Origin of the sequence: Sphingomonas sp., from assembly GCF_964263785.1 — a bacterium.
GTDB lineage: Bacteria > Pseudomonadota > Alphaproteobacteria > Sphingomonadales > Sphingomonadaceae > Sphingomonas.
The window spans coordinates 21,563-35,543 of sequence record NZ_CAXVWL010000115.1; the positions used below are offsets into that span (position 1 = coordinate 21,563).

Below are 13,981 nucleotides of genomic sequence, written 5' to 3' on the forward strand. Positions count from 1 at the left end.
CGACATGGCTGACGAAGTCGAAAACCTGATGCTGGAGCATCTCAAGCGGTTTCAGCCGACGCTTGACCGTATCGAGCGCAAGTTGGGCGAGCATACGGGTCGTCTCGCCAATCTCGAAGGCGGTCAGGCAGCCATGATGGGCCATTTGGCGCATCTGTCCGCCGCTGACGCCGCACAGCAGGTCGCGACGGACAATCTCAGCACGCGCCTAGACCGCATCGAGCGTCGGCTCGAACTGTCGCACTGACTAGCAACCCACGACCTCCCCAGGCAGGGTATGACACCACAGGAGTGGATGGAATGAAGGTAATCGTGCCGGTCAAGCGCGTGCTTGACTATAATGTGAAGCCCCGCGTGAAGGCGGACGGGACGGGTGTGGACCTGGCCAACGTCAAGATGTCGATGAACCCTTTCGATGAGATTGCGGTCGAAGAGGCGATCCGTCTTAAAGCGGCGGGCGTAACCGAGATCGTCGTTGTCTCGATCGGCGAGCAGAAGAGCCAGGAGACACTGCGCACCGCGCTGGCGATGGGCGCGGATCGCGCGATCCTGGTCGTCAGCGAGACGCGGGTCGAGCCTTTGGGTGTCGCCAAGCTGCTGGCGAAGATCGTCGAGGAGGAGAAGCCCGACCTGGTGATCCTGGGCAAGCAGGCGATCGACGATGATAACAATCAGACCGGCCAGATGCTCGCTGGGCTGCTCGGCTGGGCGCAGGGTACGTTTGCGTCCAAGGTCGAGCTGTCGGACGGCAAGGTCGACGTCACCCGCGAGATCGACGGCGGGTCGGAGACCGATACGCTCAAGCTCCCGGCGATCATCACCACCGACCTTCGCCTCAACGAGCCGCGTTATGCGTCGCTGCCCAACATCATGAAGGCGAAATCCAAGCCGATGGCGCAGAAGACGCCCGCCGACTTCGGGGTCGACGTGACGCCGCGGATCGCGACCCTGAAGGTGGTCGAACCGGGCAAGCGTTCGGCGGGGGTCAAGGTCGCTGACGTCGACGAACTGGTGATGAAGCTGTCCGCGATGGGGATTTCCAAGTCATGAAGACATTGGTCTGGGTCGAGCATGACGGCAAGGCCGTCAAGGACGCCACGCTGTCGACGGTCACCGCCGCGGGCAAGCTGGGCGAGGTTCACTTGCTGGTCGCAGGTGAAGGCGTCGATGCGGTCGCGCAGGCCGCCGCCAAGATCGCAGGCGTCGGCAAGGTCCACGTCGCCGATGATGCGGCCTATGCGCATGCGCTCGCCGAGAACGTCGCGCCGCTCGTCGCCGAGCTGATGGGGCATCACGACGCGGTGCTGTTCCCCGCGACCACCAACGGCAAGAATATCGCGCCGCGCGTCGCGGCGCTGCTTGACGTGATGCAGATCAGCGACATCCTGTCGGTCGAGAGCGCGGACACGTTCACGCGTCCGATCTACGCGGGCAATGCGATCGCGACGGTGCAGACGTCGGACAAGAAGCTGGTCATCACCGTCCGCGGCACCGCGTTCGACAAGGCGGTGACCGAGGGTGGTTCGGGCACGATCGAGGCGGTTGCGAGCACCGGCGACAAGGGTCTGTCGACCTTTGCAGGCTCGGAGATCGCCGCAAACACCCGGCCCGAACTGACCAGCGCCAAGATCATCGTGTCGGGCGGACGCGCGCTCGGATCGGGCGAGAAGTTCCACGAATTGATCGACCCGCTCGCCGACAAGCTCGGCGCGGGCGTCGGCGCGTCGCGGGCCGCGGTCGATGCGGGCTACGCGCCCAACGACTATCAGGTCGGCCAGACCGGCAAGATCGTGGCGCCGGAAGTCTATGTCGCGGTCGGCATCTCGGGGGCGATCCAGCATCTGGCGGGGATGAAGGATAGCAAGGTCATCATCGCGATCAACAAGGACGAGGACGCGCCGATCTTCCAGGTCGCCGACATCGGCCTGGTCGGCGACCTGTTCAAGATCGTGCCGGAACTGACCGAGAAGCTGTAACGCGCGAACGCACAACGACGCAGCCTCGCGACCGCCGGGCGCGAATGGCCGATTGGGCGTGCGATCCCGGCGGATGACGACGCGCGTCATTCCTGGAGACTGGTCCCTTTTGGAGGCAATCGGCGGCGAGTACCTCGATTGCGGTCTATCCGGCGCTTGTCGCGACAAATGGCGCTGGTCAGGCGGGGGTGACGCGGCCATCATGGTACGTCCGGCGGCACAGGCTACGGGGGTAGGATGGGTCCGATCAATGCGCTGTTCGATGCCATCAACGATGGCGTCACGTGGGTCTTCACGATCGAGAATATCGCGTTGTGGATATTCTTCGCGCTGCTCGCCTGGAGCGGCGCAATCATCGCGATCACTATTTCCGGCATTACAAACCGTTCAACGATCAGCTCGACCTGCGGCTGACAGCCACCGCGGAGATTGCGCTCGCCGAGTCGGATCACGTCGCGCACGACTGGTTCGCCTGCAATTTCGAAGCTATCGACGATGCGATGATGGAGGGGCGCGAGGGCATCGGCCTGCGCCACGCGTGGAACCAGTTCAAGGAAACCATCGTCGATCCCAGCGAAAATCCGCTGCGCGCGACGGCGCGGCCGGAGGGGTATTTCCTGCACCTTGGCGACGAGACCCGGGTCCTCGCCTGGTGGGCCAACATCTTTGTCGCGATCGGGCTGACCTTTACCTTTCTCGGCATCGTCGCCGCGCTCCACCAGACCGTGAGGATCATGGGAGCGGGTGGCGCGAACGTCGACATGCTCGCCGCGCTGACCGGGCTGCTCAAGATCACCGCCGCCAAGTTCTGGACATCGATCGGCGGCGTGCTCGCCTCCATCGTCCTGCGCATCGTCGACCGCCGCTGGCATTCCGCGATGGACCGCAAGCTCGAGCGGCTGTGCGACCGAATCGAATACGGCACGCTGCATTCGCCGCCGCAGCGGATCGCGGCCGCGCAATTGCGCGAACTGGAACAGCAAAGCGTCGCGCTCACCGAATTCAGCCACCAGCTCGCCGCCAGCATCGGCGATGCGCTGGGCCAGCATATGCAGCCGGTAGTCGCGGGGCTGGGTGGCATCCAAAGCTCGCTCAACGAGTTCCGCGACGGCAGCTTCAGCCAGATCGGCAAGGAACTGGGCGAAGCGATCAGCCGCAGTGCCGGCATCGAGATGGAGGGGCTTGCCGCCGCACTGACCGGCATGACGACCGGGTTGCAGGGGGTGAACGATCGGCTGGAGGGCGCCAGCGGCCAGGCGAGCGACCAGATCGCCACAGCGGCGCGCGAGTTCTCGACCGCGTCGGAGCAGATGACCCGCGCATTCGCCGCGCTCAACGACAATATGGCTGGCATGGCCGATACGCTGGCGGGCCAGGCGGCGCAGGCGGAGCAGCGCGTGCTCGACCGCGTCGCCGAGGACCGCGCGTCCTATGACGCGATGGCGACCGGCCAACGCGACGTGATGCGCGCGATGGGCGAGGAGATGCGCACCGCCTCCACCGCCGCGAGCGGGGAAATGGTGCGCGCGGTTCAGGCTGCGGTGCGCGAGGCAATGGGCGAGAGCCAGACCGCCATCCGCGGTGCGCTCGAAGGCTTCGCGGGAGCGACCGCGGGCATTCAGTCGGCCTTCGATGCGATGCGCGGGCAGGTCGCCGACCTCGGCACCAAGCTGTCGGACAGCGCCTCCGGAGCCGCCGAGCGCAACGCGGACGTGCTGGCCAAGGCCGCCGATGCGCTGGAACGCGCGACCACGCAGGCTTCGGCGGGGATGAGCGATGCGGTGTCGCAAGCGGTCACTCGATCTGCCGAGGAAAGCGGCAAGGCGATCTCCGCGGCCTTTGCGGCGTTCGGCGAACGCTTCGAAGCGGCGAGCGCCGGGCTGGTGCAGACGTTGACGACGACGGCGGGCCGGATGGAGGCGCTTTCCGGCGCGATCGCGCGATCGACCGATGCCGCGAGCGACCATGCCGGCAAGCTGGCCGATGCGGGGCGCGAGGCGCAGGGCGTGGCGACGATGCTCGGCCGTGCGGCGAACGACGTGGCGGGTGCCGCCGCCCCGATCCGCGACGCGACCACCACGATCCAGGACTCGGTCGGCCATTCGCAGGACCTGCTGCGCCGGTCGGCCGAGAGCAGCACGCGCCAGCATGAGGCGATGCAGACGATCGCGGGATCGCTGGAGGCGACCGGCACGGCGGCGGCGCGCGCGTGGGACGGCTACCGCACGCGCTTTGCCGAGGTCGACGAGTCGCTCGCCAGGGCCTTGGCGCAGATTTCGGGCGCGTCGAGCGAGCATGCGAGCGCGCTCAATGCGCATGTCGGGCGGATCGACAGTGCGCTGGGGGCCGCGGTCGAGCGGCTGGCGGGGGCGCTCGACGACATCAAGGACCTGGCGAACACGCTGGAGGATCTGCGCGGCCACTACGAAGCCGCGGCGGAATAGAGGATGGCGAGCAGGGGCGTTCGCCGGTCGCGCGGTGCGGAAGAAGAGGAGAGCTACTTCATCTCGATGGCCGACATGATGGTCGGGCTTTTGTTCGTGTTCATCATCCTGCTGCTGTATTTTGCGCTGCAATTGCAGGAAAAGAGCAAGGCGCTGTCCGACGCGGGCGAGACCCGCACGCAGATACTGCAGGAGCTCAAACGCGATCTCGCGCAGCATCATCTCGATGTCGAGATCGACACCGCGACGGGCGTGCTGCGGCTCCCCGCAGCGATCCTGTTCGCCAAGGGCGACTTCCGGTTGTCGGGCGAAGGCCGGCGGGCGGTGACGATCATCGCGCAGTCGATGGCGGACGTGCTCCCCTGCTACACCTTTCCGCGCCGCGAGGCCGGGTGCCGGGACACGCCGCACAGCGTCGACGCGATCTTCATCGAGGGCCACACCGACAGCGATCCGCTCGCCGGCGCAGGCCCGATCTCCGACAACATGGACTTGTCGGCCCTCCGCGCAACGAACACCTTCCGCGCGATGGAGCAGGCGGTGTCGAGCCTGCCTCAGCTCCACAACCGCGACGGCCGGCCGATCCTGTCGGTCAGCGGCTATGGCGCGGACCGGCCGGTGCCGGGCAACACGGGCAGCGACGAAGCCGCCAAGAGCCGCAATCGCCGCATCGACCTGCGCTTCCTGATGGAGACGCCCAACGTCGAGGGGCTTGCGGCGCTGCTCACGGACGGCGCCAGGTGAGCGCGCTGCGCGATGCCGCCGAACGGCTGGCGCGATCGGGCCGGTTGCCGGTGCCGAATCCCGATCGACGGCTGCAGTGCGAGAAGGCGGCGCTCGCGCTTGCCGAACGTGGCTCGGGATCGCGCGCCGACAAGGAGCCGTGGGACGATTTCCTGCGCCGCATCGGCATCCTTGGCGTATGACGCGATGAACCCGCGCGACCTGCGGCTGCGCGATCTGCGCCGTCTCGTCGGCGGCCTGTGGACGGACGCACGCTGCGACGCGATCGCGCCGGCGGTGCTCGATGCGGCGGTGGCGGTGGATGCCAAGAGCTGCGACCGCGCGGTGCTGAGCGCCTATCTGCGCCACTTCCCTTCCGATCATCCCGCCTTCGAGCGCCTGCGCGCGGCCGCGTCGTTGACGGCCCAGCGGCGCGACTGGCCGTGGCGCGCGCGTGGCGAGCGGTGGCGGCTGTGGGATCGCGACGCGGGTCCCGCGACGATCGCCGCCGCGCTGCTGGCGAGCGACGATCCCGCCGCGGTGCTCCGCGAAGCGGGGCTCGACGGCGATCTGGCGCAAGGGGAGTTCGTCGCCGAGGCGGTGGAGACGGCATGCGACCAGGCAGGCGCGGCAAAGGGCACGCGCGCGGTGGAGCTGGGACAAAGGCTGATCGCCTTGTTCCAGCGGCTGGTGGTCGCCGATCTCGATGCGGAGCTCGTCGATGCACTGATGACGCCGTGGACGTCGGTGCGTCCCGACAAGGACTATATGGCCCCGCTATCGGGTTTCCTGACCGCGCGTTTCGGCGATCCGCGGTTCGAGGGTACGCAATGGGCGCGCGTCGAAGCCGATATGCTTGCGCTGAGACGCGGTTCGGACCCGCGGCGACTGACGAACCTGTTGCGCGGATGGTTGACCGAGGCGACGGTCCGCGCGTTCTTCAACATCGTCCGCACGACGACCGACCGCAAGGATCAATGGGACGCGCGCGAAGCCTTCTGGCTGGCTTACATGGATAGCGGCGCGATCACCGAAGCGTGGTTCGCCTTCGGCCGTCGCGCCGAACTGCTGGCCGGACGACTCGCCAAGGAGGATAACGTCCGCTTCGCCCGCGTCTCCGGCGGTGCCGATCCGAGCCATTCGGCACTGATCCTGTCGATCGGCGACCTGCGCATCGCCGAGTGGAGCCATAACGGATCGTGTCGATTCTGGCCGCACCCGCACGCCTCTCACGCCGATTCGCGTCTGTCGCGCGTGAAGGCGCCGATGCTGTACCAGGACAATTACGACGGCACCCTGCTTCGCACCACCTTCGGCCCGAAAGGGTTCGAGTTCATGTCGCACACCTCGGGCTGGCAGGCCAAGGCGGCAAACATCATCTTCCGCCATACCGGGCACCGGCATCCCAGATGGGGCGGACATTGATGCCGGACGGTCGAACGATGTTCGAAGCCAGCCAGGACACCGGCAAGGGCTGGCGGATCGTCCTGGTTCGCGAGACGCCGCCGCGGCTGCCGTTCGGCAAGGCGACGCGCACGGTGGTGCCGTTCGACGATTGGATCGGTGCACGGCCCTCTTCGGCCGCTGCCGCGCTCGCGCGGATCGTGCAGGCGGAGGGCGATGGCGAACGCACCGCCGATGGCGCGGCGCTGGTCGTGGCGGATGCCCACGGCGCGACCCTGCACCCCGCCTTCGTCGCGCGCCTGAGCGACAGCGAAGCCGAAGCGCTCGCGCTGCCGCTCGCCACCCGGCTGGCACTCAACCTCCGATCGAGCGGGCTGATTCACAAGGACGGCTTTCGCATCGACATCAGCTGGACGCGCAGCGGCGGCGTGCCGGTGCTGGTGCGGGCGGGCGACGGCACGATCCGCCACGATGGGCGCGTCTGGCGCATCCCCGAACCGCTCTATGCGACGATTGCCGCGGTCGAACAGGTCAATGCCGCGCCCGACGAAGCCACCCGCCAGGTCGCGCTCGCCGCGACCAAGCGCGCGATGGGCGACGATGCCGCCGCCAGGATCAGCGCCGATGGCGTGATCGAGCGGCTGCGGCTCGCTTATGCGTCGGGGTTCTCGCTGGCGTTGCAACAGTCGGCGGGCGGGTTCGATTTCGATCCGGTGCTGTTCGGGCGCGAGCGCCTCGATGCCGCCGACGACGGTGCCGCGATCGACGAGGTCGACGACGGGCTGCTGCCGCCCGCGCTCGCTGCCGGTTTCGCCCGGCGCTTTCGCGGTGGTGACGGCGAGCGGCGGACCTACCTGCTCGACGACGGGTCGTTGCTGTTCGTCGATCCGCAACTCGCGCGCGCGCTGGGGGTGGTGCGGACCGCGCAGGCGGGAACGACCGAGGAGCGCCGTGCCTTTGCCACCGCCCCCGAACGCCACATCGCCGCGGCGCTGCGTGCCGATGGCGACGCACCGGCGGACGCTGCGCGGCTGTTCGTCGAAACCCAGCAATTCTCCGAACGCGTGGCGGGTATCGACATCTGGCGCAAGCCGGTGATGCCGTGGATCAAGCCCAAGCCGGGAAGCTGGCTGCCCGAAGCGTTCGGGGTGCGGGTGGGTGAGCCGCCGGACGCCTTTACGGTTGAGATCCCGCCCGAGCGCATCGCCGAGGCGGCGACCGCCGCGGAACAAGCGGTTCGCGAGGAGCGCGCCACCTTCATGCTCGAAGGTGTCGCCATCCCGGCGACGCAGGCGACGCTTGCGGCACTCGCCAGCCTGTCCGACCTGACCGAGGCCGCGCGCACGCCGCACGCCGATGCGGCACCGCCGCCTGCGCTTGCGGGGCGCTACTTCCTCCAGGTGCGCGACAATCTGGAGGAGGTGGCCTATACGCCGCTGGCGCCGCCGGACGTTGCCGCGCTCCCCGCCCCGGCGCTGCCGCCGACGCTTCGCTCGGCGGCCAAGCCCCACCAGGTCGCCGGATTTGCGTGGCTTGCCGCGTGTTGGCAGGCGGGGATGCCGGGGGCACTGCTGGCGGACGACATGGGGCTGGGCAAGACCTATCAGGCGCTCGCGCTGCTGGCGTGGTTGCGCGGGCAGGCGCCGCATCCGCGCCCGGTGCTGATCGTCGCGCCGACCGGATTGCTCGCCAACTGGCGCGCGGAGATCGCTCGGCACCTCGAACCCGATGCGCTCGGCCGGGTCGTCGGCGCCTATGGCAGCGCGCTGTCGCAGTTGCGTGGTGGGGCGGGCCGCGACATCGACAGCGGCGCCTCCGCGATCGATCCCGCCGCCTGGGCGCACGCGGGCGTGGTGCTGACGACCTATGAGACGATGCGCGACTATCACCTGAGCTTCGCGCGTCAGCCCTTCTCGGCGATCCTGTACGACGAGGCGCAGAAGCTGAAGAACCCGGCCAGCCAGATCACCCGCGCGGCCAAGACCCTCAACGCCCGATTCCAGCTCGCGCTGACGGGCACGCCGGTCGAGAACCGGCTTCAGGATCTGTGGTCGATCGTCGACGTCGTCCACCCCGGCCTGCTCGGGTCGAGCAAGGCGTTCGAGGAGGCCTATCCGCCCGAACCGGATGCGCTCGGCAAGCTCCACGCGCGGCTGACCCTGCCCCAGGGCGAGCGGCCGCCCGTGCTGCTGCGCCGGCTCAAGGAAGAGTGTCTCGACAGCCTGCCCGCCAAGCACGTCCGCGCGATGCCGGTCGCGATGCCGCCGCGCCAGGCCGCGGCCTACGACCGCGTGGTCGCGCGCGCGCTGGCGATCAAGGGAACGGGCGAACGCGGCCGGATGCTGGAAATCCTGCACCAGCTGCGCGGGGTGTCGCTGCACCCGGTATCACCGGGCGAGGCCGGGAGCGAATCCGGGAGCGATGACGGCTATTTCGGCGATTCGGCGCGGTTGGAGGCGCTGTTCGCGGTGCTCGACGACGTTGCCGCCAAGCGCGAGAAGGCGCTGATCTTCTGCGAGAGCCTGGCCATGCAGGCATTGCTCGCCGTGGAGATACGGCGGCGCTACTCGCTGCCGCACCCCGTCATCCGCATCCACGGCGGTGTCGCGGGCGATGCGCGCCAGGCCGCGGTCGACGTGTTCCAGGCGCGTGCCCCCGGGTTCGATGCTATGATCCTGTCGCCCAAGGCCGGTGGCGTCGGGCTGACGCTGACCGCGGCCAACCATGTCGTCCACCTGTCGCGCTGGTGGAACCCGGCGGTCGAGGACCAGGCCACCGACCGCGCCTATCGCATCGGCCAGACCCGCGACGTGACCGTGTACCTGCCGCAAGCGATCCATCCCGATGCCGGCGTGGCGCCGATGAGCTTCGACCTGAAGCTGCACGCGTTGATGGAGCGCAAGCGGTCGCTGAGCCGCGGCCTGCTTGCACCTGGAGATGACGAGAGCGATGCGAGCGCGCTGTTCGACAGCGTCGTCGCCGAAGAAGCCGTTCCCACGCTGCCTTCGAAACCCGAGCCCAAGCCGGCGGCGCCCCTTTCGCCGGAGCGCCCCCGCCTCCAGCTTCGCCCGCGTACCACGCCCGAGCCGCCACCATCGCCGCCGGTGCCGCGCGGGGACTGGCCGCGCCGGGCGATCTATCAGGCGGGCGCCGCGCGGAACCTGGCGATCTTCACCGGCCCGGTCGGCGACGATCCGGTGCGCGAGCTGGTGATCGTCGATCCCTATGCCGCGGCGGGCGAGCGGGCACGTCAGTCGCTCGTCGACTTCGTCGGGCTGCTGGCGGGCAGTGCGGCGATCGACGAGGTGCAGCTGATCACCTTCGATGCGGACAGCATCGACCTGCCGGTCCCCGAAAGCAGCGAGCATCAGCGCCTGGATCTGCGGGCACGGTGGCAGGCGCGTTTCGGCGCGAGCCGCGGCCTCCAGCACTTTCAACGTTCCAAGCGGCAGAACCGCAACCTGCACGACCGCGAGGTGCGCGCCACCACCCGATCCGGCCGGACGTTGATCTGGGATCTCGGCCGCGGCATCGACGGGGTGATGCAGACCCGGCACGGGTGCCGCGTCACGTTGACCGAGGAGTAACGGACTCTCAGGTGATCAGCCGCCGAAGCACGTCGATACGGTCCGCTTCGGCCGCGGGCTTGTCGGTCCTGATCCGCGCGATCCGGGGAAAGCGCATGGCCACGCCCGACTTGTGGCGGCCGGACTCGTGGATCGAATCGAACGCGATCTCCAGCACCATGGTCTTCTCGACCTCGCGCACCGGACCGAAGCGGTTCAGCGTGTGGGTGCGGACGAAGCGGTCGAGCTGGGCGATCTCCTGGTCGGTGATGCCCTGGTACGCCTTGCCGACGGGCAAGAGCTCGCCGTCCTGGGTCCAGCAGCCGAAGGTATAGTCGCTGTACCAGCTCGAACGGCGGCCGTTGCCGCGCTGGGCGTACATCATCACGCAGTCGGCGGTCAGCGGATCGCGCTTCCATTTGTACCAGAGCGCGGCGCGGCGCCCCGCGACATAGGGGCTGTCGCGGCGCTTGAGCATGACGCCCTCGATCGCGGCATCGCGGGCACCGGCGCGAATCGCTTCGAGTTCGGTGAAGTCCTTCGCCTGGATCACTTGGCTGAGATCGAAACGGTCGGGGGCGAGGCGAGGCACGAACGCCTCCAGCCGGGCACGCCGTTCGGTCCAGGGGAAGGCGCGAAGGTCCTCCTCGCCGTCGAACAGGATGTCGTAGAGGCGGACAAAGGCGGGGGCTTCCGCAAGCATCTTGGCCGACACGACCTTGCGGCCCAGACGCTGCTGGAGTGCGTTGAAGCTGGCGGCTTCTCCGCCCTGGAACTCGCCCTTCACGAGCAGCTCGCCGTCGACCACGCCGGGGGTGGCGAAGGCGCTCGCGACGTCGGGGAAGGCGGCGGTGACGTCGTCGCCGGTGCGGCTATAGAGGCGGGTCTGGCCGGCAACATGGACGATCTGGACGCGGATGCCGTCCCATTTCCATTCCGCGGCATAGTCCGCCAAGTCGACGCGCAGGTCTTCCAAGGGATGCGCGAGCATGAACGAACGGAAGACAGGGACGTCGGCGGCGGTAGGCTGCTCACCCGTCCCCTCCGCCCAGGCGAACAGCTCGGCGTAGGGCGGCTTGAGGCCGTGCCAGACTTCTTCCACCGCATCGACGTCGATACCGAAGGCGTTCGCCAGCGCGGTCTTGGCGAGGCGGGCCGAGACGCCGATCCTGAGCGCGCCGGTCGCCATCTTGAGCAGCGCGAACCGCTCCTCGGCATCCGAGCGGTCGAGCATCGCGGCGAGCACCGCGGGCGCATCCGAGCGCGAGAGGTGGGCGAGCGCGTCGACCACCTGCGCGAGCGACAGCGGCGTGTCGGGGACCGGCGGATCGGGTTCGGGCCAGAGCAGCGACACGGTCTCGGCGGTGTCGCCGACGTAATCGCGGCTCATCGCGAACAGCACGGGGTCGACCCGCGCCTCGATCAGCGCACGGATCTGCGCGGACTTGACCCCGGGCAGGTCGAGGTCGCCGGTCAGCGCCGCCATCGCCCAGCCGCGGTCGGGATCGGGGGTGGCGCGCAGATAGTCGCCAATCAGCTTGAGCTTGGCGTTGCGCGAGCGGGTGTAGATCAGCGAGTCGAGTAGCGCAGCGAAGGCGTGCATGGTGGGGCAACGCACGTAGGGTGCGACTCGCTCCCGCGTGCTCATGACGTTACGGGCAACGTCATGCGGCGCTTCCTCCTCCCGGCTCTATTGGTGCCGATGATCCTGGCGGGCATCGGCTATGCCGGGGCGGTTCGTGCACCGGTGGTGCGGCGCGCGACCGTCTCGCTGCCCGGCTGGCCCGCGGGTGCGAAGCCGGTGACGATCGCGCTGCTGTCTGACATCCACATCGGCAATCTCGCGACGGGGCGTGCCCGGTTCGCGCGGGTGGCGGAGTCGGTCCGCGCGCTTCGCCCCGACCTGATCCTGCTGGCGGGGGACTTCATCGCCGGGCATTCGCCAACCGACGCCGATGCCGCGCCGGAACTGGTCGAGGGGCTGCGACGGCTGCATGCGCCGCTCGGCGTTGTTGCGGTGCCCGGGAACCACGATCACTGGACGAACATCGCGAAGGTACGCGCGGCGCTGCAGGCGGGCGGCGTCACCTTGCTCGCCAACCAGGCGGTCCGGCGCGGGCCGCTGGCGATCGGCGGCCTCGACGACCTGGTCACCCGGCACGACGACTTGCCGGCGACGGTGGCGGCGTTGCGGGCGCTGGGCGGCGCGCGGTTGATGCTGTCCCATTCCCCGGACGTGTCGCCGAAGCTGCCAGCGGACATATCGCTGCTGCTGGCCGGGCACACGCATTGCGGGCAGGTGGTGCTGCCGATCCTGGGCGCGCCGGTGCATGTGTCGCGCTATGGCTTGCGCTATCTGTGCGGGGTGGTGCGGGAGGGCGCGCGGACGACGATCGTGACCGGTGGCATCGGCACCAGCGTCCTGCCGTTCCGCTATGGTGCGCCGCCCGACATTTGGCTGGTGCGGGGCGGTCCCTAGACCAGGCCCAGCGCGCCGAGGGCGAGCACGGTACCGGTGACCAAGAACACGACGCCGGCCCCCATGCGCACGCGGCGGAGCGGCAGACGCAGCCAGGCCGCTTCGCCCATCAGCGCGGCGGGAGCGATGACCGCGAGGCTGCCGAGCGTCGCGCCGACGGCGGCGAGCGCGGGGACGGGGGTGCGGGCGGCTAGGGCGACGACGATGAACTGGACGCCGTCGCCGAACGCCAGGATCAGGACGCCGAGGAAGGTCGTGGTGGCGGCGCCGATACGCCAGCCGTCGAGCCGGTCGGGCATCTTGGCGGGCCAGAAGCTGCCTGCGCCTTGCAGGAGCAGGGCGAGCGCCAGCAGCAATTGCTTGGGCGCGGGCGCGATCGTCGGGGCGAGCAGCGCGCCTGCGGTCGCGGCGACGGCGCTGGCGGCGAGCAGGCCCAGCGCGGAGCAGGCGATGACGAGGCCCGGCTTGCGCCACCGATCGCCGAGGATCGCGGCGAGCCAGGCGGTGCGGTCGCCCACTTGCGCCAATGCGGCGGCGACCAGCGCCGCCATCAGCGCGTCCATCGCCTAATGCGCGATCCGCACCGAGCAGGCGGCGGCAAAGGCGTCGCAGGCGGCGAGATCCTGACGCTCGCTCGTCACCGCGTCGCGCAGCACCGACAGCCAGCCGTGGAGCAGCGGACCGTGTTCGCCCCGCGCGAGCGCGAAATCGAGGAAGTGCGCGACCGTGACCGCGGGGTTGAAGCCGTTGCGGTGCGCGATGATGCGGATCGCGTCGACCTCCGGCGCCAGCTCGCACGCGCGGGCATAGGGTGCGCGGACGTCGAGCGCGGCGATCCGCGCCGCCAGGTCCGCCCGCACCGAATCGAGTTCCGATATGTTCGTCACGCTGACTCTCCCTACCCCATGCGCGCACGCTGCGCCGGGAGCGGTGAAGGCGTGGTTAACGCTGCGCCCGGTTGACTTGGCAGCCCCCTTGCGCCATGCGCCGCCACTGATCGAGCGGCGGCGGGGACCCCTGCGACCGCTTTCGTCCTTCGAAGAACACAGGAACCGGGCTCATGGCCAAGCCGACCACCGTCAAGATCAAGCTCGTCAGCTCCGCCGACACCGGCTTCTTCTACGTCACCAAGAAGAACCCGCGGACCAAGACCGAGAAGCTGACCTTCAAGAAGTACGACCCGGTCGTGCGCAAGCATGTCGACTTCAAGGAAGCCAAGATCAAGTAAGCCGGGGTTCGGCTGCGAGCCGCTTAGCAGGCTGCTGAAAAAGGCCATGGTTTGGCGATAAAGGAGGTGTCGTCGCCATTGTCATAGGCGATTTCGCCTTCGAGCCAGCCATCGTCGCGCAGCTCGGCCCACCCGGTGCCGGTCACCTGATCGCCTTCATC

The 13,981-nt window shown here is 68.9% G+C and carries 13 protein-coding genes; 10 read left to right on the top strand and 3 right to left on the bottom strand.

Going from position 1 to position 13,981, the window contains the following annotated elements; all coding sequences use genetic code 11:
• Positions 1 to 4 precede the first annotated feature (4 nt).
• The 8 genes from ACE5C1_RS15180 to ACE5C1_RS15215 all read left to right on the top strand — a co-directional run bounded on the left by ACE5C1_RS15180 (position 5) and on the right by ACE5C1_RS15215 (position 10,134).
• Positions 5 to 247, top strand: coding sequence for a hypothetical protein (locus tag ACE5C1_RS15180; RefSeq protein ID WP_374944912.1), 243 nt, complete (start codon positions 5 to 7; stop codon positions 245 to 247).
• A gap of 53 nt (positions 248 to 300) precedes the next feature.
• Positions 301 to 1,050, top strand: coding sequence for an electron transfer flavoprotein subunit beta/FixA family protein (locus ACE5C1_RS15185; protein WP_374944913.1), 750 nt, complete (start codon positions 301 to 303; stop codon positions 1,048 to 1,050).
• Positions 1,047 to 1,976, top strand: a complete 930-nt coding sequence (locus tag ACE5C1_RS15190; protein ID WP_374944914.1) for an electron transfer flavoprotein subunit alpha/FixB family protein — start codon at positions 1,047 to 1,049, stop codon at positions 1,974 to 1,976. Before ACE5C1_RS15185 ends, ACE5C1_RS15190 begins: the two co-directional genes overlap by 4 nt.
• Before the next feature lie 314 nt (positions 1,977 to 2,290).
• The gene (locus ACE5C1_RS15195) at positions 2,291 to 4,420 is read left to right on the top strand and encodes a hypothetical protein (protein WP_374944915.1); all 2,130 of its coding nucleotides are present in this window, start codon (positions 2,291 to 2,293) and stop codon (positions 4,418 to 4,420) included.
• A gap of 3 nt (positions 4,421 to 4,423) precedes the next feature.
• The gene (locus ACE5C1_RS15200; protein WP_374944916.1) at positions 4,424 to 5,164 is read left to right on the top strand and encodes a flagellar motor protein MotB; all 741 of its coding nucleotides are present in this window, start codon (positions 4,424 to 4,426) and stop codon (positions 5,162 to 5,164) included.
• On the top strand, positions 5,161 to 5,346 hold the full coding sequence (locus ACE5C1_RS15205; protein ID WP_374944917.1) for a hypothetical protein: 186 nt from the start codon (positions 5,161 to 5,163) through the stop codon (positions 5,344 to 5,346). Before ACE5C1_RS15200 ends, ACE5C1_RS15205 begins: the two co-directional genes overlap by 4 nt.
• Positions 5,347 to 5,350: 4 nt before the next feature.
• On the top strand, positions 5,351 to 6,568 hold the full coding sequence (locus tag ACE5C1_RS15210) for an EH signature domain-containing protein (RefSeq protein ID WP_374944918.1): 1,218 nt from the start codon (positions 5,351 to 5,353) through the stop codon (positions 6,566 to 6,568).
• A 17-nt stretch (positions 6,569 to 6,585) separates the two neighbouring features.
• On the top strand, positions 6,586 to 10,134 hold the full coding sequence (locus ACE5C1_RS15215) for a DEAD/DEAH box helicase (protein WP_374944919.1): 3,549 nt from the start codon (positions 6,586 to 6,588) through the stop codon (positions 10,132 to 10,134).
• A gap of 7 nt (positions 10,135 to 10,141) precedes the next feature.
• Here the strand turns inward: ACE5C1_RS15215 and ACE5C1_RS15220 are convergent, their stop codons facing one another.
• A complete protein-coding gene (locus tag ACE5C1_RS15220) occupies positions 10,142 to 11,716 on the bottom strand; it encodes a cisplatin damage response ATP-dependent DNA ligase (protein ID WP_374944920.1) in 1,575 nt (524 codons plus the stop codon).
• Positions 11,717 to 11,779: 63 nt separating this feature from the next.
• Here ACE5C1_RS15220 and ACE5C1_RS15225 point away from each other — a divergent pair, with 63 nt between their 5' ends.
• A complete protein-coding gene (locus tag ACE5C1_RS15225) occupies positions 11,780 to 12,592 on the top strand; it encodes a metallophosphoesterase (protein WP_374944921.1) in 813 nt (270 codons plus the stop codon).
• On the opposite strand, the gene ACE5C1_RS15230 is transcribed toward ACE5C1_RS15225, so the two are convergent.
• Positions 12,589 to 13,155 (bottom strand): TMEM165/GDT1 family protein, encoded by a 567-nt coding sequence (locus tag ACE5C1_RS15230; RefSeq protein WP_374944922.1) that lies wholly within the window; start codon positions 13,153 to 13,155, stop codon positions 12,589 to 12,591. The genes ACE5C1_RS15225 and ACE5C1_RS15230 overlap by 4 nt on opposite strands.
• Before the next feature lie 3 nt (positions 13,156 to 13,158).
• Complete coding sequence (locus tag ACE5C1_RS15235; RefSeq protein ID WP_374944923.1) at positions 13,159 to 13,479, bottom strand: hypothetical protein; 321 nt, start codon at positions 13,477 to 13,479, stop codon at positions 13,159 to 13,161.
• 173 nt (positions 13,480 to 13,652) lie between these two features.
• Between ACE5C1_RS15235 and rpmG the strand changes: the two genes are divergently transcribed.
• Positions 13,653 to 13,820 carry a 50S ribosomal protein L33 gene (gene rpmG / locus ACE5C1_RS15240; protein ID WP_374944924.1) on the top strand — a complete coding sequence of 56 codons (168 nt, stop codon included), beginning with the start codon at positions 13,653 to 13,655 and terminating at the stop codon, positions 13,818 to 13,820.
• Positions 13,821 to 13,981 lie beyond the last annotated feature (161 nt).

Excerpts from the sequence above, each read along its gene's own strand:
- rpmG (WP_374944924.1), top strand. The coding sequence starts at position 13,653 with ATGGCCAAGCCGACCACCGTCAAGATCAAGCTCGTCAGCTCCGCCGAC.
- ACE5C1_RS15185 (WP_374944913.1), top strand. The coding sequence starts at position 301 with ATGAAGGTAATCGTGCCGGTCAAGCGCGTGCTTGACTATAATGTGAAG.
- ACE5C1_RS15215 (WP_374944919.1), top strand. The coding sequence starts at position 6,586 with ATGTTCGAAGCCAGCCAGGACACCGGCAAGGGCTGGCGGATCGTCCTG.
- ACE5C1_RS15210 (WP_374944918.1), top strand. The coding sequence starts at position 5,351 with ATGAACCCGCGCGACCTGCGGCTGCGCGATCTGCGCCGTCTCGTCGGC.
- ACE5C1_RS15225 (WP_374944921.1), top strand. The coding sequence starts at position 11,780 with ATGCGGCGCTTCCTCCTCCCGGCTCTATTGGTGCCGATGATCCTGGCG.
- ACE5C1_RS15220 (WP_374944920.1), bottom strand. The coding sequence starts at position 11,716 with ATGCACGCCTTCGCTGCGCTACTCGACTCGCTGATCTACACCCGCTCG.
- ACE5C1_RS15190 (WP_374944914.1), top strand. The coding sequence starts at position 1,047 with ATGAAGACATTGGTCTGGGTCGAGCATGACGGCAAGGCCGTCAAGGAC.
- ACE5C1_RS15230 (WP_374944922.1), bottom strand. The coding sequence starts at position 13,155 with ATGGACGCGCTGATGGCGGCGCTGGTCGCCGCCGCATTGGCGCAAGTG.
- ACE5C1_RS15180 (WP_374944912.1), top strand. The coding sequence starts at position 5 with ATGGCTGACGAAGTCGAAAACCTGATGCTGGAGCATCTCAAGCGGTTT.
- ACE5C1_RS15200 (WP_374944916.1), top strand. The coding sequence starts at position 4,424 with ATGGCGAGCAGGGGCGTTCGCCGGTCGCGCGGTGCGGAAGAAGAGGAG.